21 protein-coding genes and 1 other RNA gene are annotated in these 24337 nt (G+C 57.3%); 7 read left to right on the top strand and 15 right to left on the bottom strand.

Going from position 1 to position 24337, the window contains the following annotated elements; genetic code table 11:
- Nucleotide 1: 1 nt before the first annotated feature.
- The gene (locus RVM24_RS04840) at nucleotides 2-481 is read right to left on the bottom strand and encodes a hypothetical protein (protein WP_061331103.1); all 480 of its coding nucleotides are present in this window, start codon (nucleotides 479-481) and stop codon (nucleotides 2-4) included.
- A gap of 321 nt (nucleotides 482-802) precedes the next feature.
- Here RVM24_RS04840 and RVM24_RS04835 point away from each other — a divergent pair, with 321 nt between their 5' ends.
- Nucleotides 803-2185 (top strand): IS5-like element ISHsp1 family transposase, encoded by a 1383-nt coding sequence (locus tag RVM24_RS04835; protein ID WP_374816317.1) that lies wholly within the window; start codon nucleotides 803-805, stop codon nucleotides 2183-2185.
- 256 nt (nucleotides 2186-2441) lie between these two features.
- Here the strand turns inward: RVM24_RS04835 and RVM24_RS04830 are convergent, their stop codons facing one another.
- From RVM24_RS04830 to RVM24_RS04765, 14 genes are all read right to left on the bottom strand, one after another.
- Nucleotides 2442-3620, bottom strand: coding sequence for a vWA domain-containing protein (locus tag RVM24_RS04830; RefSeq protein WP_061331102.1), 1179 nt, complete (start codon nucleotides 3618-3620; stop codon nucleotides 2442-2444).
- Nucleotides 3621-3642: 22 nt separating this feature from the next.
- Nucleotides 3643-4485 (bottom strand): AAA family ATPase, encoded by an 843-nt coding sequence (locus RVM24_RS04825; protein ID WP_061331101.1) that lies wholly within the window; start codon nucleotides 4483-4485, stop codon nucleotides 3643-3645.
- Between the two features lie 18 nt (nucleotides 4486-4503).
- Entirely contained in the window at nucleotides 4504-6543 is a 2040-nt protein-coding gene (locus RVM24_RS04820; protein ID WP_431475025.1) for a vWA domain-containing protein, read from the bottom strand.
- Nucleotides 6544-6583: 40 nt separating this feature from the next.
- Nucleotides 6584-6928 (bottom strand): hypothetical protein, encoded by a 345-nt coding sequence (locus RVM24_RS04815; protein WP_061331099.1) that lies wholly within the window; start codon nucleotides 6926-6928, stop codon nucleotides 6584-6586.
- Entirely contained in the window at nucleotides 6928-7374 is a 447-nt protein-coding gene (locus RVM24_RS04810) for a YcgN family cysteine cluster protein (protein ID WP_061331098.1), read from the bottom strand. The genes RVM24_RS04815 and RVM24_RS04810 overlap by 1 nt, the downstream gene beginning before the upstream one ends.
- A complete protein-coding gene (locus RVM24_RS04805) occupies nucleotides 7371-7664 on the bottom strand; it encodes a YcgL domain-containing protein (protein WP_061331097.1) in 294 nt (97 codons plus the stop codon). Before RVM24_RS04805 ends, RVM24_RS04810 begins: the two co-directional genes overlap by 4 nt.
- Nucleotides 7661-8812 (bottom strand): ribonuclease D, encoded by a 1152-nt coding sequence (locus RVM24_RS04800; RefSeq protein ID WP_061331096.1) that lies wholly within the window; start codon nucleotides 8810-8812, stop codon nucleotides 7661-7663. Before RVM24_RS04800 ends, RVM24_RS04805 begins: the two co-directional genes overlap by 4 nt.
- A 16-nt stretch (nucleotides 8813-8828) precedes the next feature.
- On the bottom strand, nucleotides 8829-9431 hold the full coding sequence (gene recR / locus RVM24_RS04795) for a recombination mediator RecR (protein WP_061331095.1): 603 nt from the start codon (nucleotides 9429-9431) through the stop codon (nucleotides 8829-8831).
- 38 nt (nucleotides 9432-9469) lie between these two features.
- A complete protein-coding gene (locus RVM24_RS04790) occupies nucleotides 9470-9793 on the bottom strand; it encodes a YbaB/EbfC family nucleoid-associated protein (protein WP_061331094.1) in 324 nt (107 codons plus the stop codon).
- A 4-nt stretch (nucleotides 9794-9797) separates the two neighbouring features.
- Entirely contained in the window at nucleotides 9798-11702 is a 1905-nt protein-coding gene (gene dnaX / locus RVM24_RS04785; protein ID WP_061331093.1) for a DNA polymerase III subunit gamma/tau, read from the bottom strand.
- A 72-nt stretch (nucleotides 11703-11774) separates the two neighbouring features.
- Complete coding sequence (locus RVM24_RS04780) at nucleotides 11775-12806, bottom strand: lipase secretion chaperone (RefSeq protein WP_061331092.1); 1032 nt, start codon at nucleotides 12804-12806, stop codon at nucleotides 11775-11777.
- A 45-nt stretch (nucleotides 12807-12851) separates the two neighbouring features.
- Nucleotides 12852-13781, bottom strand: coding sequence for an esterase/lipase family protein (locus RVM24_RS04775; protein WP_082780496.1), 930 nt, complete (start codon nucleotides 13779-13781; stop codon nucleotides 12852-12854).
- A 191-nt stretch (nucleotides 13782-13972) separates the two neighbouring features.
- An RNA gene (ffs, locus tag RVM24_RS04770) (signal recognition particle sRNA small type) lies at nucleotides 13973-14069 on the bottom strand.
- A 100-nt stretch (nucleotides 14070-14169) separates the two neighbouring features.
- Nucleotides 14170-14931 carry a 2OG-Fe(II) oxygenase gene (locus tag RVM24_RS04765; protein WP_082780495.1) on the bottom strand — a complete coding sequence of 254 codons (762 nt, stop codon included), beginning with the start codon at nucleotides 14929-14931 and terminating at the stop codon, nucleotides 14170-14172.
- Nucleotides 14932-15054: 123 nt separating this feature from the next.
- On the opposite strand from RVM24_RS04765, the gene RVM24_RS04760 reads away from it, so the two are divergent.
- The 6 genes from RVM24_RS04760 to RVM24_RS04735 all read left to right on the top strand — a co-directional run bounded on the left by RVM24_RS04760 (nucleotide 15055) and on the right by RVM24_RS04735 (nucleotide 24265).
- Nucleotides 15055-15975: a D-hexose-6-phosphate mutarotase gene (locus RVM24_RS04760; RefSeq protein WP_061331091.1), complete on the top strand. Its 921-nt coding sequence runs from the start codon at nucleotides 15055-15057 to the stop codon at nucleotides 15973-15975.
- Between the two features lie 39 nt (nucleotides 15976-16014).
- Nucleotides 16015-16830, top strand: coding sequence for a lysophospholipid acyltransferase family protein (locus tag RVM24_RS04755; RefSeq protein WP_058089657.1), 816 nt, complete (start codon nucleotides 16015-16017; stop codon nucleotides 16828-16830).
- The gene (locus RVM24_RS04750) at nucleotides 16830-17777 is read left to right on the top strand and encodes an SDR family oxidoreductase (protein ID WP_061331090.1); all 948 of its coding nucleotides are present in this window, start codon (nucleotides 16830-16832) and stop codon (nucleotides 17775-17777) included. Before RVM24_RS04755 ends, RVM24_RS04750 begins: the two co-directional genes overlap by 1 nt.
- Nucleotides 17778-17875: 98 nt before the next feature.
- Nucleotides 17876-20011 (top strand): XrtA/PEP-CTERM system histidine kinase PrsK, encoded by a 2136-nt coding sequence (gene prsK, locus RVM24_RS04745; RefSeq protein WP_431475024.1) that lies wholly within the window; start codon nucleotides 17876-17878, stop codon nucleotides 20009-20011.
- Nucleotides 20012-20146: 135 nt separating this feature from the next.
- Nucleotides 20147-21517 carry a PEP-CTERM-box response regulator transcription factor gene (prsR, locus tag RVM24_RS04740; protein WP_061331088.1) on the top strand — a complete coding sequence of 457 codons (1371 nt, stop codon included), beginning with the start codon at nucleotides 20147-20149 and terminating at the stop codon, nucleotides 21515-21517.
- Between the two features lie 51 nt (nucleotides 21518-21568).
- On the top strand, nucleotides 21569-24265 hold the full coding sequence (locus tag RVM24_RS04735; RefSeq protein ID WP_431475023.1) for a tetratricopeptide repeat protein: 2697 nt from the start codon (nucleotides 21569-21571) through the stop codon (nucleotides 24263-24265).
- The last annotated feature ends 72 nt before the right edge of the window (nucleotides 24266-24337 follow it).

Below are 24337 nucleotides of genomic sequence, written 5' to 3'. Positions count from 1 at the left end.
GCTACTTCCATTCCTGGAACGTGACTTCCGGCTCGTAGTCCGGAGCCCGGGCATCGAGATTCATCTGCAGGCGCAAGGTACCCGGGCGTTTATCAAACCGGTGAACCACCTCACGGCGGACAAAGCGCTTATTGGCAGCCCGGGCGTTGATCACCGTCTTCAGCTGGTGGTTGCCGTCAGCCATATTGCCAACGAATAGCTGCTGCACCCCACCCTGCTCCAACGACGTTCGCTCTGTGGCGCTGTATAGATGGGACGCTACGGGCTGATCGTTGATAAAGAGTTCAACAGAATCAAGATTGAGTGCCTGCCGGTTTCCCAGGGTCAGGAACACCGAGACTCGGGTATCCACCGGGTGCAGCAAGCGTTGCTCAAGGGCATGCACCGATGCCGAATGACGGGTAACGTCCGCTGTCAGGCGGTTGATTTCATCGTCCAGCGATGAAGCTGAAACAGAGCCGAATGCCAGTGCGGCAATCATTCCGGATATCCAAAGCCCCTTGGTCCCTGGGACAATCCGGCAGTGTTGTGATTTTTGTTTGCCGAACATAATTTTCCTGCCGTGCGATCTCGGGCCCCGGCATAACCGGGCACCGTTACAATTCGAAATAAAGAGTAACACCCGCTAACAACCAAGAACGGTATCCAATTCACCAAATGAAACTTTCACCGGCAGTGGCGTAATAATAAGTCGGCCCTGCAAAAGTAAAAACCTGAATCAAGGCAATAAGTTGGCCTGATTTCAGGGTATAATTTCCACCATAAATCTCTCCGTTTCGCCCAAAAACCGGAAGAAAACGCCATGATTCCACGGGATAAGCGCCAGGCACCACAGCGAGATCTGTTGGAAACCTACCTCGAAGGCATCCTCAATACCCGACACGAGTTGGTGCAGCTGGGAAAGCGTATCGACTGGTCTGCCTGCGAACAGCACTTCGGCCAGTTGTATGCGGTGCAAGCCGGGCGTCCAGGGCTGCCCATCCGGTTACACGTGGGCTTACAGTTGCTCAAGCACATGTACGCGCTGTCCGATCGTGATGTGCTGGATCGCTGGGTAGAGAACCCCTACTGGCAACACTTCTGCGGCGAGGTGATCTTCCAGCACCGACTGCCCATGGACGAAACCACCATGATGCGGTTCCGCCATCGCATCGGCGAAAACGGCGCTTGTGAGCTTCTGAAAATGAGCATCGCCCTGGGCCAGGATACCGGCGTCATCGCCCCGGAAAGCCTCAAGGTTGCCGTCATCGATACCACCGTCATGCCCAAGGCGATTGCCTATCCCAGCGACGCCCGCCTGGCGGGTCGTTGCCATCGCCAACTGGTGGCTCTGGCAAAGGATGAAGGCATCAAATTCCGCCAGACCTTCTGCAAGGGATTACCCGGCATGGTCTGGCAGGTGGGCCGCTACGCTCATGCCCGGCAGTTCAAGCGGATGCACAAGGTACTGCGCCAGATGCACCGGAATCTGGGTAAGGTCTGTGAGGCCATTGTTGATCAGCGCACGATAGAACAACGTTCCGAGCGTCTGAACCACAAGCTCCACCAGGCACTGCGATTGCTGAATCAGTACGGCGACCGCACCGTCAAACCCCGGTTATACAGCCTGCACGAACCGGAGGTGGTGTGTATCGCTAAAGGCAAGGCTCGCACCCGCTATGAGTTCGGTTCCAAGGTCAGCGTGGTGACCACCGCCAAAGAGGGCTTCGTGTTGGATTGCCAGGCACTGGCTGGCAACCCCTACGATGGGCATACCGTCGATACGGCGCTCAAACGAGTGCTTCTGCACACCAGCAAGATGCCGGAGCATCTGCTGGCTGACTGTGGCTACCGTGGTAGCGAGGGCACATTCCTCTCCAAAATTCATATCACCGGCAAACGGAGAGGACGCGGCAAGGCCCACCCCGATCAGCAACACCGGCGAAACAGTATCGAACCGATCATCGGACACCTGAAAAGTGACGGCCTGATGTTCCGGAACTTCCTCAGAGGGTTTACGGGCGACAAGATACACGCGGTATTGTGCGGCGTGGGCCTGAACCTGAGGAAAGTTCTGAGGAAGCTCGCCGAGCTTCTTTGGCCTTATAAAAATGAGCGGTATTTACGACTGATGCTGGCTATTTTATGGTCAATTTTGGCGTTGCCGGATGAATCAACGAAGACCGGTGAATTGCTGGCGATCTGAAAACGGCGTTTTGCAGGGTCGACTAATAAGTGTCGAGTTATTTGACAGAACAAAAGGCGGGAGCGGGAAAGACCGGTCGACATGACCGAGCAAAAAGAGTAACTAATTGATAATTATAAACTAATTTCGGGTGGCCCAAGGCTTGCTACGGGGAAATCGGCGGGAGCGCCTTCTGGCAACCCCCGCTTGAATATGCCGAGCTTTGCCGATGCCCTCAACCGCATCGGCTTTTTTTATCCGCCCACCTCGATCCGAACTACTTGCTCAGGTGTTTCATGGCGGATTCAAGTCCCTCAATGGTCAGAGGGTACATATGATTATTGACCAATTGTTTGGTTATGCCCAGCGAACCACCGCTACCCCAGTAACTTTCCGGTAGCGGGTTCAGCCAAACCACCTTGCGGAAATGCTCCGACACCCGCTGGAACCAGGTAGCGCCAGCTTCTTCGTTCCAGTGCTCAATGGATCCACCCGGATGCGTTATCTCATAAGGTGCCATGGTGGCGTCCCCAACAAAAATAACCTTATAGTCCGGAGTGTACTTGTGCAGGATGTCCCAGGTGCTCAGGGTCTCATTCATGCGGCGAATATTGTTCTTCCACACACTCTCATAGATAAAATTGTGGAAGTAGAAATACTCCATGTGCTTGAACTCGAGCCTGGCGGCGGAGAACAGCTCTTCACATACTTTGACGTGCGGGTCCATGGAGCCGCCGACGTCGAAGAAGATCAGAACCTTCACCGCGTTGTGCCGCTCTGGCACCATTTTCAGATCCAGGTAGCCGGCGTTGCGGGCGGTGGAACGGATGGTGTCGTCCATATCCAGTTGATCTGCCGCACCCTGTCGAGCGAATTTACGCAACCGACGCAGCGCCACCTTTATATTCCGTAGCCCCAGGGTGATGCTGTCGTCCAGATCACGGTATTCCCGTTTCTCCCAGACCTTGACGGCCCGGCCATGGCGACCGTTCTTCTGGCCAATGCGGAAGCCCTCAGGATTGTAGCCATTGGCGCCAAAGGGTGAAGTTCCGCCGGTACCGATCCATTTATTGCCACCGGCGTGGCGCTCGTTCTGCTCTTCCATGCGCTTCTTGAAAGTTTCAATCAACTCCTCAAGGCCACCCAGGGACTCAATCTTGGCTTTTTCCTCTTCGGTGAGGTGCTTCTCGAACTCGGCCCTTAGCCAGTCATCGGGAATCAGGGCTTCGAGCAGATCATCAAGGTTCTCGATGCCTTCAAAATACGCCTTGAAGGCCCGGTCAAACTTGTCGAAGTGCCTTTCGTCTTTCACCAGGCACACCCGTGCCAGGTAATAGAACTCCTCCATGTCTGCGAACGCCAGACGCTGCTGGATAGCTTCCAGCAGGTCAAGGAACTCTCGCAGACTGGCCGGAACCTTGGCCCGGCGCACTTCGAGGAAAAAATCGATCAACATAAAGCGAAACTCTTGCCAGAGATCAGTTGCGGCGACGTGCCATAAACGCCAGCTTCTGCAGCAGGTGCACGTCTTGCTCGTTCTTCACCAGGGCGCCATACAGAGGCGGCAGTGCAGAACTGCTGTCCTTCTCCTGAAGCGCCTTGGCAGACAGCTCATCGGCCATCAGCAGTTTCAACCAGTCAATCAGCTCCGAGGTGGACGGCTTTTTCTTCAGCCCGGGCACCTTGCGCACGTCAAAGAACACTTCGAGGGCATCACGCACAACCTGTTGCTGAAGGCCCGGGAAATGCACATCCACGATGTCTTTCATGGTGTCGTGGTCCGGGAAGCTGATGTAGTGGAAGAAGCACCGGCGCAGGAAGGCGTCCGGCAGCTCCTTTTCGTTGTTACTGGTAATGACCACAATCGGGCGTTTCTTCGCTTTCACGAACTCCTGGGTCTCGTATACGAAGAACTCCATGCGGTCGAGTTCCAGCAGCAGATCGTTCGGGAACTCGATGTCGGCCTTGTCGATTTCATCGATCAGGAGCACCACCTGCTCATCGGCCTCGAAGGCCTCCCAGAGCTTGCCCTTGACGATGTAGTTGCGGATGTCCTTGACCTTTTCATCGCCCAGCTGGGAATCACGAAGGCGGGATACCGCATCATACTCGTACAGGCCCTGCTGGGCCTTGGTGGTGGATTTGATGTGCCAGGGAATCAGGCGCATACCCAGCGCCGCGGCCATTTCTTCTGCCAGCAGGGTTTTTCCGGTGCCGGGCTCGCCTTTGATCAGCAACGGGCGCTGGAGCGCGATTGCTGCGTTTACAGCCATCTGCAGGTCATCGGTGGCTACGTATTTATCGGTACCGGTAAACTTCATGTGTCTGTTTCCTGTTGGTTACTTTTTCTGATCTTCGTCGTCTTTATCGGTGTCGTCGGCCTCGGACTTGTCCGTGGCCTCGTCATCCGCCTCTGATTCGTCCAGGTCTGGCAGATCATCGAACTCAGACAAGTCAAAGTCTTCAAGACCAAACTCATCATCGTCGTCTTCCTCTGGCTCTGGCTCTGGCTCTGGCTCTGGCTCTGGCTCTGGCTCTGGCTCTGGCTCTGGATCAGTCTCGGCCAAAGTCTCATCGTCTTCCGGCTCTTCGTTAACCGCATCATCGGCAACGGGAATCTGGTCATCTTCCGTTTCCGGAACCTCATCGCGTTCAAGCGATTCGGTCATTTCCGGGATATCCTCGGGCTCCGGCGTTTCATCCGGTTCGCTGTCTGACACAGCTGCTGCCACCACAGGGATCTCCGGCTCCTCCTCCGGCAGATCCTCCAGGGTCTCTCTCTCCGCTGCGGCGGCCTGCTCAGCCTCGGCAATGGACTTTTTCTGGCGCCAGGCGAAAAGCCCCAGCCCGATAATGACCACCAGTAAGGCTGCACCCGCTCCAAATGCCCAGACCGGTATTCCCCACAAAGTGCCTTTTTCCGGTACGTGAACCGGTTCCGGTTGTGGCTCCGAGGGAGCTTCTGCTTGTTCAGGCTCAGGCTCAGGCATTGGTTCGGGGTCTGCGACAGGCGCCGGCACCTCGACCGGTTCTGGCTCAGCCGGCGCCTCGGGCTCAACCCGTTCACTGAGGTCGGGTACCAGGGGCTCAGACACCACCGCCAGCTCAGGTTCCTCACCCGGCAATGTAAAAGCGGTCATTGCACTGAATTTCCGGGAGAATGTACCGCCGTCTGCCACCACATCAATCTGATACCGCCCGGGAGCAGGCAGCCGCGTCACGGTATCCCGATACACGCCATCTTCCGGAGGCTGGTCGCCAGACAGCACCTTGGTGCCCCGCCGGCCATCATTGGCGGTGATCGACAGGCTTACCTGCATCACACCCAGAAAATCCCGATTCCTGATCTTCTCGGATTCCTCGAAAAACACGACCTCCAGATTGAACGGCGTTTCTTCCGAGAATTCTGATGGCACCTCACTCACGGCCATGCGCAAGTCACTGACAACCGTCACCCGGCTACCTTGGCCGAGGTCTCCAACAATACGCCATCGCCCGGCGGCCGGTTCAGTTACGGTAATCAGGTCGTAACCCGGCTCAACAGCCCACCGCACGTTGTCTGGCAGATTATTGGCCGTGAACGGCTCGCCATCCGGCTCAGAAAGGGCCAGGCTTCGTGCTTCGGCGTCAGAGCCGCCCGTGAAGATCAAAGCGGTAAATTCCCGAACGCCAGCATCCACCGCAAAGCCATCGCCCTCAATGGGAATCTGTTCTTGCGGTACGGCCGTGTTCAGGGCATCCGCAAACGCCAGGTTGAGCGCTTCAGCGGTTTTGGCCAGTTGAAAGCTGCCGCCGGTTTCCCGGGCCAGGCGCTGCAGGAAGGTGATGTCTGCCAACTCCGACAGGCCGACAGTATGGATAGTGGCGCCTTTGGCTTTCAGGGAAGGCAGCAGGGTTTCAAGGATACGCCGCTCCTCTTCACGGCTGGCAGCCTCACCGCCCGGAATATCAACCTTGCCGTCACTCAGAAGAATCAGGTGGGTGTTTTCCAGTGTTCCGCCAGACAACCAGTCGTCGCTGGCCTTTTCCATAGCCAGCCCGAGATTGGTATAGAGGGCCACGGAATTGATCTGCTCGGAACGCTCTATCACCCTGTTACGCCAGGCGTCATCAACAGTGGCGTGGGGTACCAGCATGTTGACATACTGGCCAAAGGTCCAGACACCGGCTTCGGCACCCGCTGGCAGCATCCGAGCCAACAAGCGTACCGCCGGCCGGCGAAGGTTCTCCGGGTCGGTTTCCTTCATAGAGCCGGAGATATCAACAATGATGCGCACGTCGGCCTGCTCGGGTAATGTCAGACCTGAATCCTGGGCACTGGAATGCGCTGGCACAAAACTGGCCAACACCAGCATGAGGATTACCTGAACTCGCTTCATAGCTACCCTTACCTGTCTGATATTTCGCACGTTCTTGGAGTTATTTGCGCACCAGCCGATACCGGACAAGATCCAGAATCCAGACCAACAACATCACCAGAGCGGCAATGCTGAAATTCAGCAGTGCCCTGCCGGCCGCGTCGGCGTCTCCCAGAATAAGTTCGTAACCGGCGAACAACCAAGCGGGAATCCACCAGCCTGCAAGCTCTGCAGACTCTACGGGCGTCAGAAATAAAACAACCAGGGCCGACAGCAGCAACGTCCGCACACCATAGAATGGCAGTATCCGAAACAGCGCTTTCATCATGTAGAACAACACAACGAAAGCGACTGCGTAGGCCGCCCAGAAAATTCCGTAAGCTAGTGAAGCATCAGTATCGATCATTACAGAACCCAGTGAATAATGTGGTCTTCCCAATCCTCTTCCGGCACGCCGTCCTCAGAGACGACTTTGCCTTTTACCGAAACCCCGGCGCGATGCACGGATTCAGGATCACCGGATCGCAAGGGGTGCCAGTCCGCAAGGGGCCGGCCTTCCGCCAACGTTCGGTAAGCACAGGTGTACGGTAACCAGTGGTAGTCTGATACCGTTTCCGGTGTCAGAACCGTACAACCCGGAACTTTCTTCAGCCGGTCAGAATACACGGTACAACGGCAGGTTTGCGTATCCATGTAACCGCAGACCAGGTCGGTGTGGTACACCTCGCCGGTGTCTTCGTCTTCAAGCTTCTGCAGGCAACAAAGCCCGCAGCCATCACACAGAGATTCCCACTCTGACCGGGTCATTTCGTTCAGGTGCTTACGCTGCCAGAAGGGAATCTCTGCAATCATTGTCCACGCTGCTCGATTTTTCGCCGAAAATCAACAATATAAGTTTCCTGCTCTTCCGGCATCTGCAGAAAGAAATCCTTCTCGGCCAACGCCTCCAGCACTTCTTTACCGGTGGTCCTGGCGAGCTTTTTGTCTGGGCTCAACAGCAGATCCATAGCGTGAACCGGCTGCCCGAAGATCGAACGCAAAGCCTCCGGGAGATCATCCCAAACCTGGCCACGGCGAACATAGATGTAGGTATCGCTTTTTTTACTGCTGCGAAACACCGATACAAATTCACGGTCTTTCATTGTACGAGAAGCTCCTCAATTTCCGGGACGACCGGCGCCAGTATATCCCTGCGCCAGCCTTCAAAAAACGGATTACCTGCCATGATGCCCTCTTCAATAACGCCTTCAAGGCGTTTTCTTGGCGCCAGCAATTCAATGGGTATATCAGTATCTTCTGCCACTTTTCTGAAGCAACGCTTGACCTTTTTGAACAGCGCTTGCTGATCTCGGGTCAGCGGCCTGGGTATGGGCTTCAGATCGGTGTGGTCAGCTTCTCTGGCACCCCGAACCAATTCCAGCAGGTGTTCGCCATAACGCTTTACAATGCCGCCCGGAACGCCCTGGACATCATTGAGGGCTCTGAGCGAGCCAGGGCAGCGCTCGGCAATGGCTATCAGCAAGCCATCATTCAACACTCGGTTTCGGGGGCGATCCAACCGCCGGCACTCCTGTTCCCGCCAAACCACCAAGGCCTGCAGAACCGCCTGCTGTTCCCGATTCAGTGTCCAGCCACCACGAAGTTTCAGGTAGTGTTGCCCGGCGTCCTCCAGGCTGGCTGCTTCATCCGCAAAGCGCTGTGACTCGTCGGCCATAGCCTGTTCCAGCCCGCGCTCGCGCAAGCCGTGGCAAACCCACTCATACACCGGTTGCAAAAAACGGATATCATCCAGGGCATAGCGCTCCTGTTCCGGGCTCAATGGCCTGGCCACCCAGTCGGACCGGGTAACGGATTTATCCAGGGTTTCACCGAACAGGGTTTCCACCAGGCGGGCATAACCCACCGAAAACCCGGCACCGGCCAGTGCCGCGCCAATCTGGAGGTCCAACACACCTTTAGGCATCACATCCAGCCAATGCCGGAACAGCTCAAGGTCTTCGCTCATGGCGTATAACAGCTTTGGTCGCTGGCTATCCGCCAGCATCTCCCGAAACCGTTCGGAGGCCTCGGCTACGTCCGGATCAATCAGCCAGAACTCACCGCCGCCACCCAGCTGCACCAGACCGGGAATGGGATAGAAGGTAGAGACTCGCTCAAATTCTGTGTCCAGCACCACCGGTACCCCGGGCTCGAGGGCGTCCAGCCAGTTGTCCAGGGTATCTGGCTCGCGAATCCAGCGAACAGTGTCAGGGGCCGGGGGAATGGTAACGGCCGGTGCGGAAAGAGTCATGGAGGAACCTGAGACGTTATTCAGACAGGGGCTTTCGGCCCCGGAATGCATGGGTAAGTGTGAAGCCATCTACATAGCCCAGCTCGCCACCCACCGGAATGCCATGGGCCAGACGGGTGATCAGGATATTCTGGCCATCCAGGCGGTCAGCGATGTAGTGGGCAGTTGCCTCGCCTTCGACGGTGGGATTGGTCGCCAGGATCAGTTCAGTCACACCCTCTTCGCGGACCCGCTGTAGCAACCGTTCAATACCGATTTCTTCCGGGCCCACGCCATCAATCGGCGACAAGTGCCCCATCAGCACGAAATAACTGCCCCGATAATCGCCGGCCTGTTCGATGGCAAGCAAGTCAGAAGGACTTTCCACAACGCACAGGGTGCCGGTACGCCTCTCCGGCTTCTCGCAGATGTTGCAGATTTCGGTGTCAGAAAAGTTCTGGCAGCTGTCGCATCGACGCACGCCATCCATCGCCTGGCTCAGGGCGCTGGCCAGCCGGGAGCCTCCAGAGCGGCCCCGCTCCAGCAGATGAAATGCCATGCGCTGTGCCGTTTTCTGACCAACTCCGGGCAAACACCGGAGGGATTCAACCAATTCATCAACCAGGGGGCTGAATGCCATGAACGCTCCTCAAAGACTATGGCGGGCCGGGCCCAGGTTCAGAACGGCATCTTGAATCCGGGGGGCATACCCATTCCGGACATCATGCCAGACATCTTTTCTTTCTGATTTGCCTCAACACGGCGAACGGCATCGTTAACGGCCGCTGCCAACAGATCTTCAAGAATCTCTTTGTCTTCAGACAGCAGCGACGGATCAATGTCTACCTTGCGAACGTCGTGGCGACCGTTCATGGTCACTTTGACCAGGCCGGCACCGGACTCGCCTGTGACTTCCGCCTTGGCAATCTCTTCCTGGGCCTTCTGCATCTGCTCCTGCATCTGCTGCGCCTTTTTCATCAGGTCGCCCATGTTATTCATCATGTGTTTATCTCCTGCCTGTCTCTATGGGACGGATGCTTTCTTCAACCACCCGCCCTTCAAATCGTTCAACAATGCTCTTTACCACCGGGTCCTGACGGATCGCTTGCTCTGCCGCTTTCTGCCTGGCTGCCCGCTGGCGTTCTTCCCAGGCGGCCGGGGTATGAAGCCCTGGCTCACCCTGCTCTATTCTCAGTGAAGTGGCATCACCGAAGCGGGATCTCAAGGCTGCCAGTATTTTTTCTTCATGGCGCGCATTCAGCAGCCGGGCGTGGCCTTCATCCAGGGTTAACACCACGGTTTGACCGTCCATCGCCATGGCACTGTAGCTGGCGAGGTTGCCGGGCATGCCAGTAATCTCCAACTGGCGAAAATCCCGTTCCCATACAAATCCGTCCGCGGTTACCGGCTCCTGATTTTCGACAACCGACTCAACCTCCGGTTCCACCGGGCCTTGAGGTTGGGCTTCCTCAAACACCGGCGGTTCGGTGGGCTCAAGTGCAATATTACTGACCAAAGTCTCTGGCTCTTCAACCTCCGCGCTCAGAGCCGGGTCGCCGGGGTCTGGATCCCAGGGCGGAGCATCCATCATGGGCGGCTCGGGTTCCGGTTCTGCCGAGTCAGCCTCGGCTGGACGGTGTGCCTGTGCTGATTCTGGAATCGGCCGCGGCTCTTCCACCGGCTCAGGATTCTGCGCGGGCGCTGATGCCTGCTCAGCTACCGGTGCAGGCTGATGGCTCTGGGCAGGGGCAGGGTCGGGTTCCGGTTCGGCGCGCGCCTGGCCCTCATTGCCACCAGAAGCAATGGTTGGCGGCTCACGGCGATCAGCCCCCGGCCGGAAAGCCAACATCCGGAGCAGAGTCATTTCAAACCCCATGCGGGCATCGGGTGTAACCGCCAGATCTTTACGCCCCATCAACGCCGCCTGATAGAACAGCTGGGCGTCTTCCGCGCTCAACTGTTTCGCCAGTGACTGAACCTGGGCGGCATCGCCCAGGGCATTGTCGGCACTGCCCGGTACTACCTGTTCCATGGTGACCCGGTGAAAGAGGGATAGCAGATCCGCAAGAATGACGGCGTAATCCGGCGCAAAATCTGAAATGCGGCTGATCTCCGCCAGCAAACCGGGGCCATCCCGCTCAACCAGCGTTGCAACAATGCGCTCAATGTCACGCTGATCAATGGTGCCCAGCATATTGCTGACATCACTGGCAGCCAGATTCTGGTTGCCGAAGGCGATCGCCTGGTCGGTCAGACTCAGGGCATCACGCATGCTGCCGTCCGCTGCCCGGGCAAGCAGCCAGAGCGCAGGCTCCTCAAAGGGAATCTGCTCTTCGGTCAGTACGTGCTTGAGGTGGCCTACGATGTGCTCCGGTGTCATCCGCTTCAGGTTGAACTGCAAACAACGGGATAGCACCGTCACCGGCAGTTTCTGGGGATCGGTCGTAGCCAGAAGGAATTTGACGTGCTCGGGCGGCTCTTCCAGGGTCTTCAGGAAGGCATTGAAGGACTGGTTGGTGAGCATGTGTACCTCATCGATGAGGTATACCTTGTAGCGGCCGCGACTGGGAGCGTACTGAACGTTGTCTGTCAGTTCACGCATGTCGTCAACACCGGTGCGGGAGGCCGCATCGATCTCGATCAGGTCAACAAACCGCCCTTCCAGGATTTCCTGGCAACTGCCACACTTGCCACACGGATTGGCGGTAATGCCTGTTTCGCAATTAAGGCAACGGGCCAGCAATCGACCGATGGTGGTTTTACCCACGCCCCGGGTGCCGGTAAACAGGTAGGCGTGATGCAGCCTCTGGTGCTCAAGCGCATGCACCAGTGCCTGAAGCACATGCTCCTGCCCCACCATGTCCTCAAAGGTGCGGGGGCGCCATTTTCGGGCTAAAACCTGATAGCTCATGATCCTTCAACTACTGCTATAAACCGGCGCTAACAATAGCATGTAGCCGGGGCCAGAAGAAGGATGATCTGTTCACGCACCGTCATCCCCGGCCCGGTCAAGGGCACTGATCCGCCTGCGCTCATGTTCCGTTTCAAACATCCGCACCCGCAGCGCCTCAACCTCTGCCTGCCGGTCTTCGGCGGTCAGCCCACCGGCCTGGTCGATCAGCGCCTTCTGGCGCCGATACTCAGCCACCCGGCTTTGCCACTGGGCCCGCTGTTCGTCCAATCGGCTCAGCCTTTGCGTCGCTTCCGGGCCGTAGGCTTCCAGCCGCACCGCCCGCACCTCCTCCTCTGAGGCGCCCTGCTCTCGCATTTCGCTGACCTTCAGGCTGGTCGACACCACCGCTTCTGAACGGCGGCGAGTTTGAACCGAAAACTCAGGCAACAGCTGGTCAACCTGCGCCAATGCCTGGTCACGCTCGTGGCCGCTCAGGCTTTCGTCCGCCAGAATGCGTTGCCGGTCGAGCATCAATCTGAGGCGTGCTTCCTCTGCTCCAAAGAATCCTTCAGCTACATCCGGGCCCAGATGCTTCCGTCGTAGGTCCTTCAGTTCGTCCAGAACCGCCTGCAAATCCTCCACGTTGCCACTACGCCTCACGGCCAGTGCTTCCGAAGCACCCCGGTAGGCAAGGTAATCATCCAGAATCTCGAGCACTTCCAGTTGCACCTGGGCCGATATGCCGCGCTGGCGCATCTCTGCCGCCAGTCTCTGCCTTAGTGCTTCGCCGTGGACCTGGTCACCGGTGAGACCTATGTAGAAATCCAGAAACCGCCGCAGTGACGGATCCAGCACCAGGTTTCCGTTCATATCCACCCGAACACTGCCATCCACGTCGATATCGGATATCCTCTCATCACGGGGTAACGGCGGCACGCTATCCTCAGCGGAGGAACTTCCAGCTACTTCTTCAGGCAGTGCGACGGAACGCCCTGCAGTCTGCTGGCCAACGTTCTCGATGCCTGCACCCGGCAAGCCCTGCCCACCATCAGCAAACAGCCAAAAACCGGCCACAACGGCGAGCAAAGCCCCGAGTGCGAAAATCCCAACTCTGTGTACCACGGTTTCGCTCCAGGGCGGGCCCGGAGGCCCGCCAACAGGTTGGGATTAAAGCCCGAGATTTTTCAGCCGGTTCGCCTGCTGGCGATACAGCTGCACCGGGCTTGCCGCGAAGGGGCCTACCAGACCAAAAATCTGGTTCACCTCATCCAGGTGGTTGTGCCGATAATCCACACCCAGCACCTTACCCAGCTTCATGCTGCAGGCGGGCACCAGGCCGTCGTGGGGCTCATTGAAAAGCGGGCTCATGGTCGCCAGCAAGAGATCGCTGGGGTCGAGCAGATTGGTCACTACCCTGTTGCCACCCCAAGAGTAATACCGCACCCCATTGGCCACTTCAGCGCCATCATCACCGCAGTAACTGGACGGCATACCTGCGGGAAACTGGGCATTGAATGCCAGGGAGCCTTCGGTGCTGAGCGAATGGATGGCTGCACTGGTATCCTGAGGCAAACCGCCTCCGCCAGAAAGAGTATCAATCAACCCGAAGAACCAGTTTCCGAGGCCATCCAGATCTACGCCACTGGCAGCATCGGCCACCGGTGTACCCCAGTTAACACCACCGACACTGGCGGCGGACGCCACCAGGTCAGGCCGCACCCCGGCCACGTAGCGCACCGTGGGCCCACCATGACTGTGACCAATAAGGTGAACTTTCTCAGCGCCGGATACCGCCAGGTATTCTTCAATCTGGGCAAGAAGTTGCTCGCCACGAACTTCCGTGGAATTGGCGGCAGACACCTGGGGCACAAAGACTTCCGCGCCGCCTTCCGCCAGGGCATCGGGAATTCCGTTGTGGTACTCCACAAAGCCCAGCAGCTTGTTAAAACCAGAAAGCCCGTGCACCAGCACGATCGGGTATCTGGTTTCGGTGTAGGTGTCCTTTTTACTGAACCACCACGCGGAGGCTGGCTGGGCTGTCAATGCAGCCGCCAGCACGCCCGCTGTTACGAGCGATGTTGTTTTGGCACTTTTCATAGCTTTCCCTTTTTGTCTTTGTTTTGATCGGGCAACAGCAAAATACCGCTTGGGTAGCATGCCAAAAACACGATAGACAGGGACAAGTGCCAACCGGGCCATAAGGTGGCTCAGCGTGAACCAGCCCACAAAATCACAGAGGAAAATCGATAAAAAGGAGAAAATAACAGAGGGAGAAAATCTGGGGGTGACCCCATCAGCAATCCCCCGGCACACACATCCACCGCTTCGGCTGCTCCCTTCCGGGCCTGACCGGGTTCACGGTTTCATGTTGCGGGGGCACCAATGGGGCCACCATAACGGCGTTCCGGGACTTTTACCCCGAAAGCGGCGCGCATAATATCAGAAGGATATAAGGACTACAACGGCTAGTGTCTCTTAAGGGACACTAGAGCGGCAAGGGCACTTCATCCTGCCGAAACCAGCAGGCAATGCTATAACGGGTTCGCCTTGCCGGCAGCACCTCATGGGGCACTTCCTCGCTCAGGAAGAGTACGGCACGGCCAGCTTCCGGGCGCACAAGGCCAATCGCCCTATCCTCTTCCCGTGGGCTGAACACCTGCAATTCGCCGCCGTCTTCCAGGCCCCAGTCGTCATTCAGGTAAAGCACCAGGCTGATCATCCGGGACGCCCGCCCGCGAAAGCTGTCGAGGTGGCACTTGTAAAAGTCGCCGGCCTGATAGGTCGCATAATGCGCTTCATACCGTTTAAGCCCGAGAAACAGCTTTTGATTGAGGCCAGCCATCAACTGGTCCAGAAACCTGAAAAGACTTGCCTGCGGTTCGGTGAACCCTTCCAGCCAGGCAATACTGTCTCGCCGAACGCTGCGATCCTTCACCAGATCCGCTCCACGCCCGATACCAGCCCGGCTCATCGCTTCGGTGCGTTCGAGAATCTTCACCTCATTGAGCAGGGCCGGCACCAACCCCTCCGGCAGGCGATCAGCAAGATCCAGCTCAAGCCAGGCGTGCTCGCTCAAGCCATCCGCCAACTGATCCAGCCACCTTGCGTCAACACGATCAACATCGTGCGCGCCCGCAGTGCCCGCCAGCGAGCCCTCACCCACTACCTGATCGAAATGTCCCTGGCCATGTTCGAGCCGAGGCTCCGGCAGTGGAACAATAACCGCGCTCTGGCTATCAGAATCCATCAATACACCCCCTGAATTTTAGGCTATTGTATGATCAAACTCGCCGGCGCGGCGGATTTAATTTACTCTCTTGGTAAGCAGATACCCTTAAGGAAATCATCGCAAAGGAAGTCGTCGCAAACCATGTCTGAAAGCAGTAACAAACCACCGGTCTCGGTGACACCGGGACAATGGTCGTTCACCCGCTGGCAAACCATCGGCCAGCTTGAGGCCCTGGAGGTGCACCATCCTCTGTTTCAGGCCACTATTTTCCTCCAAGGCGCACACCTGACTCACTTTTCCCCACGGGACCAGAACAATTGGCTGTGGCTGAGTGAGCTGGCCAGATTCCAACCGGGCCGGGCAATCCGGGGCGGCATTCCAATTTGCTGGCCCTGGTTTGGCGACCCAGCCAAAAACCCGCCGGAAATCCGCAAGCGGGTTCATGAACCGACTGCTCACGGTTTCGCCCGCACCGCCCTTTGGCGCCTGGAAGATGTACGCGAGAGCGCCCATGAAGTGGAGATCAGCCTGTCTCTGAATGCCAACGAGGATTTCGCCGAGCAATGGGATGGCCACGCACTGGTGCTGGCCACGTTCAGTTTCTCGGTCAGGGGTTGCCAGGTTGCACTGACCACCACCAACCTCTCACGCCAGCCACTGGCGTTCAGCCAGGCGCTGCACACCTATTTACCAACCGCTGACATCAGCCGCACCCGCGTGCTTGGCCTTGGCAACAGTCAGTACATAGACACCCTGAAAGACTGGGAGTATTGCACTCAGGAAGGCCCGGTCTATTTCGAGGGTGAAACCGACAGAATCTATGAATCCGGCGAGCCCCTTACAGTGGTGACACCGATTGGAAAACGCAAGCTGACCTCGGTGGGCAGTGACTCAACGGTGGTATGGAATCCCGGGCCGGACAAGGCTGCCCGGCTTTCGGACTTCCCCGGCAATGGCTGGCAAAAAATGCTGTGTGTCGAAACAGCCAATGCCGACGGCGATTATCGGGTGTTGAATGAAGGCCAGAGCCACATTCTGGGCGTATTGATCGGCCGCATCTGACTGCGCCGAAAATCCAAATCCATCAGACAGGGAGCAGGCATGGGCCTGGCATCGTTTCTCAAATCCAGACTGGTACCAGCCGAACTGGACCAGCAGATAGAGCGAATACGCAAGCCAATCGGTTCCCTGGGCTACGACCCCTGGGGTTATAACAACGAGGCCATCAAGTACGGCTTCTCCCTTACCCGGCAGATCTACGAGAAGTACTTTCGTGTTCAGGCCTCTGGCGTTGACAATGTGCCCGCCGAAGGCCCGGTTCTGATCATTGCCAACCATTCCGGCCAGCTCCCCCTGGATGGCCTCCTTATCGGCTATGCTTTGGCATCACGAAAAGACAACCCCCGCATTCCCCGGGCCATGATCGAGCGGTTCTTTCCCACCGTGCCCTGGCTGGGCAACCTGCTCAATGAGATGGGCGCCGTTCTTGGGGACCCGGTCAATTGCGCCAAGATGCTGGAAAACAATGAAGCGGTGATCGTCTTTCCCGAAGGGGTTCGCGGCTCCGGCAAACTGTACCGTGATCGGTACCAGCTCAAGCGGTTCGGCAACGGCTTCATGCATTTGGCCATGAAATACAACGCGACGATTGTTCCGGTAGGTGTGGTGGGTTGCGAGGAAACCATCCCTGCCATTGCCAATATAAAGCCACTGGCCAATGCACTGGGCGTGCCCTACGTTCCGGTGGCACTGCCCGTGATTCTTCCGGCCAAGGTACACCTGAACTTCGGCCCACCCATGCATTTCGACAATACCGAAATCCCGGAAGAACAGGTGACCGAGCGGGTGGAAGCCGTCAAGGCTGAAATCAGCCGATTGATCGACAAAGGGCTTAGTGAAAGGAAAAGGCTGTTCTGATGACCACCAAACGAAGACCCCACATCCTCGTGACTGGTGCCGCCGGCGCCCTGGCTCAACAAGTCATCAGCCGCCTCAGGGAAACCTGCGACCTGGTCGCCGTCGATTTCCGTGAGCAGGTGTATCTGGGAGACGACATCCCCAGCTATTGCATCGACTTCAACAAGCGGGTTTTCGAGGACCTGTTCAGGCGATATCAGTTTGACGGCGTGATCCACCTGGGCCGGATACTGTCCAGCCAGCTCACCCGCATGCGCCGCTATAACGCCAACGTGCTGGGCACGCAGAAGTTGCTGGATCTTTCCCAGAAGTACGGCATTCGCCGGGTGATTGTTCTCTCCACTTACCACGTATACGGCGCCGTCGCCTACAACCCGGCCCTGATTGATGAATCCGCCCCCCTCAAAAGCGCGGGCCTGAGCGCGGATCTTGTGGATTCCGTGGAACTGGAGAACCTGGCCAACATTTACCTCTGGCGCTATCCGGAGCTGAACATCACCATTCTTCGGCCATGCAACATCGTGGGCCCCGGTGTGCGAAATTCCATGAGCTCACTGCTCGGCAGCTCCCGGGCTCCGGTGCTGGCCGGCTTCTCGCCGATGATGCAATTCATCCACATAGACGACATGGCAGATGCCATCGTACTGGCCTGGAACAAACCCGTAAAAGGCGTGTTCAACGTCGCCCCCCAGGATTGGGTAGCCTATCAACAGGCCTTGAAACTTTGCGGATGCCAGCGCATTCCACTGCCATCCATTCCACCCGTCGTTCCCAAGGCGATTTCAAGAATTCTGAACCTCAGGAGCTTCCCGACTTACCTGATGGCGTTCTTCAAGTACCCAGTGGTGATTGATGGCCGGGCCTTTGCCCGGGAGTTCGGATTTACCCCCAAACGTCAGTTGACAGATATTTTCCGTTACTATCAGGACAACAAACGGCCAGTGTGAACCAGGCCGGGAAAACGCCGATACCCGTAGACGGAACCGGGAGTTCAGAGCTACCCTGTACAGAATAAGTACAGAACCCAGGTTCAAGGAAAGACCGAATGCTCAGGGACATCAGCGTGATCAGCTACGGTGCGGCGGCAGCCTTGTTCGCGGTGCTGTCTGTGCTGATCGCGACACGTTATCTGCGAAGGGATCTTGACCGCGCCCTCTTCCTTGCGGCGTTGGTCACCACCTTGTGGGCAAGCACCCTGGTCTCCCAGAGCCTTTGGGGGCACCCCGGCTTTTTCGTACGTTACCTGCTTGAATTGCTCAGAGATACCGCCTGGATCCTGCTGCTGTTCGCCATGCTTCGGGACGCTTTTCGCCAGGGCAAGCTCGCCAGCCAGCTCAAAAAAGTGCTTGGCGCCTCCCTCTTCATACTGATCGCAACCCTGCTGACCCTGGGCAGCCTTGAATTTATCCTTGGCCTCGCCCTGCTGGATGGCAAAACCAAAGTCATCGGGCAAATCGCTCTGGCCCTGGTCGGGCTGTCACTGGTGGAACAGATCTGGCGCAACGCCCCCGGCTTTGGCCGGTCCTCCATGAAGTACCTCTGCATTGGTGTTGCCACCATCTTCACCTTTGACTTCTTCATGTACGCCGATGCCCTGCTGTTCGGCAAAGTCGCCGATTCGTTCTGGAATGCCAGGGGCTTCGTCAACGCTGCATTAATGCCGCTGTTTGCCGTCAACATTATCAATACCCGCAAACAACCGGTGGATTTCCAGCTTTCGCGCTCCGCGGTATTCCATGTGGGCACCTTCCTGTTCGCCGGCGGGTACCTGTTGTTCCTTGCCGTAGGTGGATACTACGTTCGCGCCCTGGGCGGAGCGTGGGGCGAAGCCATGCAGGTGCTGTTCATCAGCGTTTCCCTGGCATTTCTGGTCACCCTGTTATTGTCGAGGCGAATCCGGGCCAAGCTGATGGTGTTCATCAGCCAGAACTTTTTCGACTACAAGTACGATTACCGGAACGAATGGCTGAGAATGACCCGTGAACTGGCCGACCTGAGCAATGACCCTCCCCTGCCCGAGCGAGTAATCCGAATTCTCGCAGGCCTGGTGGAGAGCAACGCTGGCGCCATCTGGCTTCGCAGCGACCAGGGCGACTACCTGCTGAATGCGAGCGTGAACCTCGCCACGCCCAAATACACCATTATCGATAGTGATTCGGAACTGGTCCGTTTTTTCACGGATCGGGAGTGGATTATTGATCTGAACGAATACCGGTCCGACCCGATAAGCTACAACCTGCTCGAGATTCCTGACCCCATCACCAACACCCCAGACGCCTGGCTGATTATTCCCCTGTACCTTGGCAACGAGCTTTACGGCGTTGCCATGGTGGGGCGCCCCTATTCGAAAGTTGAGTTGAACTGGGAAAACTTCGACCTTATCAAAGTGGTAGCCCGACAGACCTGTAACCTGCTCGCCCAGATGGATGCCCAGAACCGCCTCTCGCGGGCCATGCAGTTCGAGGCTGTGAGTAAAGCCTCAGCATTTATGGTGCACGACTTGAAAACCCTGATTGCACAGCTGTCGCTGCTGGTTAAAAACGCCCCCAAGCATCGGAACAACCCGGCGTTTATCGACGACATGATCGCCACCACAGACCACGCAGTACGCAAAATGGCCAACCTCGTGGACCACATTCGTAAACCTTCCAACCCGGCAGAAGAAAACCGGAGCCCGATAAACCTGACCGAACTGGTCCAGGAGCTGATCGCCCATCACAGCCATCGGGCGCCTGCACCATCCCTGCAAGGCAGCCCAGACAACATCTTTGTGTCTGCGGATAAAGAACAGCTGCGGAGCGTGCTCGGCCACCTGTTGCAGAATGCCCAGGACGCAACCCCGGCAAACGGCGACATATCCATCAATCTTAAAACCGCCAAAGGCAATGTTGTGATCTTCATTCAGGACACGGGCACCGGCATGACCGACGACTTCATCCGCAGCCAGCTGTTCAAACCATTCGAGAGCACCAAGGGCCTTACCGGCATGGGAATTGGCGCCTACCAGGCCAGAGAATACATTCAGGAATTAGGCGGCAATATTGATGTCACCAGTGAGCCAGGCGTTGGGTCTTGCTTTTCCGTCAGGATTCCTCTGCTCACGTCCGAAGCCGAAATACGGGCTGCGGCCCCGAGTGTGCCAATTCAGGAAACCGTACACCCACAGAAAACCGTCAACTAATCGTCGCCCGAAGGTATTTTTATGAATCAGCATTGCAAAGTGTCAATGTTCAGTTAAGAATCATAACCATGGAAATGCCGGTTCAGCCAATGGTGGCAGCCGCGCCGTACACAGACCAAAGGATTGAGTGTTGTTGTGAAGCAGCTACTGATTGTAGAAGACGACCCCGGCCTGCAGAGCCAGATGCGCTGGTGTTTCAGCGACGACATTGATGTATCTGTTGCATCAGACCGTGAGGCCGCTCTCACGGCCCTTCGGCGCCTTGAACCCCAAGTTATTACTCTGGACCTAGGCTTGCCGCCCGACCCAGGCGGAGCATCCGAGGGCTTTGCGCTTCTGGAAGACATTTTACGCCTGGCCCCCATGACCAAAGTCATTGTGGTGACCGGCCGGGAAGATAAAGAAAACGCAGTTAAAGCTATTGGCATGGGCGCATCGGATTTCTACCAGAAACCGCTGGATGCCGACATCCTCACCTTCGTGGTCAACCGCGCGTTCCGGCTTGCAGAGCTTGAAAGAGAGAACCGTGAACTGGCCAGCCAGGGCAACGGCACCACCATCAAAGGCATTGTTGCCGCCAGCCGTGAAATGCTCGCTATCTGCCGTACGGTTGAAAAAGTCGCCCCTGCAGACGTTACTACTCTGATTACCGGAGAAACCGGCACTGGCAAGGAACTGCTGGCCAGGGCACTACACGATCTCAGCCACCGGGCTGACAAACCCTTTGCCGCCATCAACTGTGCCGCCATCCCGGAGAACCTTCTGGAAAGTGAGCTGTTCGGCTTTGAAAAGGGATCGTTTACCGGCGCGACGCAATCGAAGAAAGGCAAAATTGAAAGCGCCAATGGGGGAACCCTGTTCCTCGATGAGATCGGCGACATGCCCATGGCCCTGCAAGCAAAACTGTTGCGGTTCCTGCAGGAACGAGTGGTAGACAGAGTGGGTTCAGTCAAACCCATACCGGTAGACGTCCGGGTGGTCTGCGCGACCCATAGAAATGTTCAGGACCTGATCAGCCAGGGAGAGTTCAGGGAAGACCTTTACTACCGGATCAGTGAAATCACCCTGGATGTGCCAGCCCTGCGGGAACGTGAAGGCGATGCTCTGGTAATAGCCCAGTCGTTGCTGAAAACCCTGGGCAAGCAGCTCGACCGGCCCAACCTGTGTTTCTCCGAAGACGCTGCACAGGCCATTAATGCCTATGGATGGCCAGGGAACGTGCGGGAGATGATCAACAAAGTGAAACGGGCCATCATTATGGCTGACGGCAAACGGATTACCGCAGACGACCTGGTGCTCCCCGCCGACGGCTGTGAAGCTGACTACCAGCTAAACCTTCGCCAGGTTCGTGAAGCGGCGGAACGTAAAGCGATCATACAGGCGTTGACCACCAGCAACTTTAATATGGCGCAGGCTTCGAGACTGCTGGGGGTCACCCGCCCAACGCTCTATAACCTCACAGACAAATACCGGATTGAGACCTCCACCGCGACAAGCGGTGTGTGACCAACCCCAACGGATTCAGAACAAGACCCCGATAAAAGGAAGGAACAGGGCATGAAAATCAGTAACGTTGTAAGAGTGTCGCTGCTTTCGGCTGCCATCGCGTTAAGCCTGACTGGCTGCAACAGCGAGCCGGACATGTCACAGGATGACATCCAGTATATCAGCCACCTTGACCAGGCGCGGTTCTTCCAACGCCAGGGGGAGTTAAGAGCGAGCACTATTGAGGCTCGCAGCGCCATCCAGATGCAACCTGAGCGCGTTGATCCCTACTTCGTCATCATCAACAACCTGCTGACCGCAGGAGATGCTGTTAACGCCGAGCGCCAGCTTGACCAATTCCTGGAGAACCGGTCCGAAGACGCCCTTACCCAGCCCCAGATGAACCAGGCCGCGTTAATCCGCGCGGAATCAAGGATATTGCAGGGAAAAACCGCAGAAGCTGTCCAGGCGCTGGATCAGATTAGCTCACCCTCTCGGGACCAGGAACTCAAGGCGGATAACCTGAGGGGCCAGGCCTGGTTATCGGCCGGGGATTTTGGTCGGGCCGAGACAGCCTATACTGACGCCCTTCAACGCAATGATCAGAATGTCACCGCCGCGGTCGGATTATCCAGAATCGCCGCCGCCCGGGGCGACATTGCCAAAGCCCGCGAACTGCTCAGCCAGGCAGAAACCATCGATTCTGACCATGAAGACATCTGGCTATGGAAAGCACAACTCGCCCACTCACAGGAACAATGGGCCGAGGCAGAGCAAAACTATATCCGCGCACTGGAAACGATTGGCCAGTACGACGTGATGACCTACCGAAAGTACCAGACCATCTCAGCTCTGGTAACGGTTCTTCGCCAGCAAGGCAAATCAGCAGAAGCCTTTGTTTATGAAGAAATCCTTGCCAAGTCCGGGCCCGGAACCATCAAGAGCAACCTTGAAGCTGCAGCCGCCGCCTATAACGATGGAGATCTCGATACCGCTGCTCGCTTTTTACAGGAAGTGCTGAACCAGGCGCCCGGGCACCAGCAAAGTGCCCTGATGCTGGGCGTTATCCGTTTCCGGCAGGGCCGCACTGAAGAAGCCGCCAGCCTGCTGGAACCCCTCGCGGAGATGAACGACACCGACGGTGTTCGCAAGCTTCTGGCCGCAACCAGAATCTCCATGCGAGACCCCCAGGGCGCCAAAACACTGCTTGACGACCTCAAGGATCGCGACAGCGACCCACAAACTCTGGCTCTGGTTGGCATCGCTTCTCTCGCCAGCGGTGACGACCAGAGTGGCCTCCAGCTCATCAACAGGGCCCTCGAACTGCAACCGGATAACCACAATCTTCGGCTGCGCTACGCCACCTACCTTGCCCAGCGCGAGGACTACGAGGCCGCCATCCGCCAGGCGCGCCAGATTCCAGCAGAGGCTCCTGAATCGACCCAGGCCACGATACTAGTGAGCCAGGCGCAGATGGCCTCGGGCAATCCCGACGCCGCACATAAGGCCTTGGACGACCTGTTAAGCAAAGAGCCGGCCAACGTGGCCGCTTTGATTGCAAAAGGCAACCTGGCCGGCAATACCGGGAACATGGACAACGCCCGGAAGTTCTTCGAGCAGGCACACAAAGCGGCACCCGACAACCCGACGCCTCTGGTAGGGCTCGGTAACCTGGCCCGGTTGCGCGATGATAATGACACCGCCCGAGAACTCTATACTCAGGCCGTAAGGCTGGCGCCCGACAACCGCGGAGCACTGCAAGCAATTGCCAACCTCCTGCCCAGAGACGACCTAACCGAGTTGATGCGAAGCATACGCGAGGACAACCCGGAAGCGGCAGGGCCGCGCCTGATTCTTCTTGAGACAGCACTCATTGAGAACAACACCTCCGAAGCCGACGAACTCACTGCCCAGCTGGTGGAGCGGCAGCAAGCGGATGCGCCATCTCCCACCGAGCCACTGGTCGCCACAGTGTACGACGGTATTGCAACGCAAATGGTACAGCGTGGACAAACCGAACGGGCGCTACAGATACTCAATCGGGGCCGCACCTTGTTCCCGGATAACGAAGACATGGCCCTGAAAGTGGCCTCTATCGAATTCCGTAATGGCAATACCGCTGCCGCCAGGGACGCTCTGAGGGACGCAAAACAGCACAACCCCGAATCCCCAGGCCCGTATCAGCTGGAAGCCAGCTATTACGAGAGCCAGGGAGAACACCAACAAGCCGCTGAGCTCTATCAGCTCGCACTCACCAAACGAAACACCCCAGAGCTGCAAGTTGTCCGAGCCAGAGCACTCAGTAGTGCAGGCCAGCCCACCGCGGCCCTGGAGTCTCTTGAACAGGCCATGGAGCAGTTCCCGAACAACACCAGAATCATGCTCAGCCTGGCCATGGCACATCAGCAGACGGGCCAACAAGACAAAGCCAAGGCGAGTTACGAACAGCTGGTATCACTCAGCCCGACCAATGCGGTAGCCCTTAACAACCTGGCATGGTTGTATTACGAAACGGGTGATAATCGGGCCCTGGACACTGCCAGGAAAGCCTACGAACTGGTCCCCGACAGCGCAGCGGTGGTGGATACCTATGGCTGGATACTGTTTGAATCCGGTGAGCAACAACAAAGCCTTGTCGTGCTTGAGAAAGCGCACGAGCTGGACCCAGGCTCCCGCGAAATTGCCATGCATCTGGTGGAGGCCTACAGGGCAGCCGGCAGGGATGACGACGCCAGGCGAATTCTGACCAAGCTGGATAACGAGGCCTGACAGAGCTTAACGCTATAAGCGCGGTAGGCAGATAGCGAAACGTTCCTAAGACTCGGTGGCAGCCCTAACACA

The organism is Marinobacter sp. KM021 (assembly GCF_050707965.1).
Classification (GTDB): domain Bacteria; phylum Pseudomonadota; class Gammaproteobacteria; order Pseudomonadales; family Oleiphilaceae; genus Marinobacter; species Marinobacter shengliensis.
The sequence above is the reverse complement of the archived record's forward strand: the minus strand, read 5'-3'. Positions and strand labels throughout refer to the sequence as shown.

Excerpts from the sequence above, each read along its gene's own strand:
- RVM24_RS04810 (WP_061331098.1), bottom strand. The coding sequence starts at position 7,374 with ATGATTGCAGAGATTCCCTTCTGGCAGCGTAAGCACCTGAACGAAATG.
- prsK (WP_431475024.1), top strand. The coding sequence starts at position 17,876 with ATGCTCAGGGACATCAGCGTGATCAGCTACGGTGCGGCGGCAGCCTTG.
- RVM24_RS04735 (WP_431475023.1), top strand. The coding sequence starts at position 21,569 with ATGAAAATCAGTAACGTTGTAAGAGTGTCGCTGCTTTCGGCTGCCATC.
- RVM24_RS04775 (WP_082780496.1), bottom strand. The coding sequence starts at position 13,781 with ATGAAAAGTGCCAAAACAACATCGCTCGTAACAGCGGGCGTGCTGGCG.
- RVM24_RS04835 (WP_374816317.1), top strand. The coding sequence starts at position 803 with ATGATTCCACGGGATAAGCGCCAGGCACCACAGCGAGATCTGTTGGAA.
- dnaX (WP_061331093.1), bottom strand. The coding sequence starts at position 11,702 with ATGAGCTATCAGGTTTTAGCCCGAAAATGGCGCCCCCGCACCTTTGAG.
- RVM24_RS04800 (WP_061331096.1), bottom strand. The coding sequence starts at position 8,812 with ATGACTCTTTCCGCACCGGCCGTTACCATTCCCCCGGCCCCTGACACT.
- RVM24_RS04830 (WP_061331102.1), bottom strand. The coding sequence starts at position 3,620 with ATGTTGATCGATTTTTTCCTCGAAGTGCGCCGGGCCAAGGTTCCGGCC.
- RVM24_RS04805 (WP_061331097.1), bottom strand. The coding sequence starts at position 7,664 with ATGAAAGACCGTGAATTTGTATCGGTGTTTCGCAGCAGTAAAAAAAGC.
- RVM24_RS04760 (WP_061331091.1), top strand. The coding sequence starts at position 15,055 with ATGTCTGAAAGCAGTAACAAACCACCGGTCTCGGTGACACCGGGACAA.
- recR (WP_061331095.1), bottom strand. The coding sequence starts at position 9,431 with ATGGCATTCAGCCCCCTGGTTGATGAATTGGTTGAATCCCTCCGGTGT.
- RVM24_RS04765 (WP_082780495.1), bottom strand. The coding sequence starts at position 14,931 with ATGGATTCTGATAGCCAGAGCGCGGTTATTGTTCCACTGCCGGAGCCT.
- RVM24_RS04815 (WP_061331099.1), bottom strand. The coding sequence starts at position 6,928 with ATGATCGATACTGATGCTTCACTAGCTTACGGAATTTTCTGGGCGGCC.
- RVM24_RS04755 (WP_058089657.1), top strand. The coding sequence starts at position 16,015 with ATGGGCCTGGCATCGTTTCTCAAATCCAGACTGGTACCAGCCGAACTG.
- RVM24_RS04825 (WP_061331101.1), bottom strand. The coding sequence starts at position 4,485 with ATGAAGTTTACCGGTACCGATAAATACGTAGCCACCGATGACCTGCAG.
- RVM24_RS04820 (WP_431475025.1), bottom strand. The coding sequence starts at position 6,543 with ATGAAGCGAGTTCAGGTAATCCTCATGCTGGTGTTGGCCAGTTTTGTG.
- RVM24_RS04750 (WP_061331090.1), top strand. The coding sequence starts at position 16,830 with ATGACCACCAAACGAAGACCCCACATCCTCGTGACTGGTGCCGCCGGC.
- RVM24_RS04840 (WP_061331103.1), bottom strand. The coding sequence starts at position 481 with ATGATTGCCGCACTGGCATTCGGCTCTGTTTCAGCTTCATCGCTGGAC.
- RVM24_RS04790 (WP_061331094.1), bottom strand. The coding sequence starts at position 9,793 with ATGATGAATAACATGGGCGACCTGATGAAAAAGGCGCAGCAGATGCAG.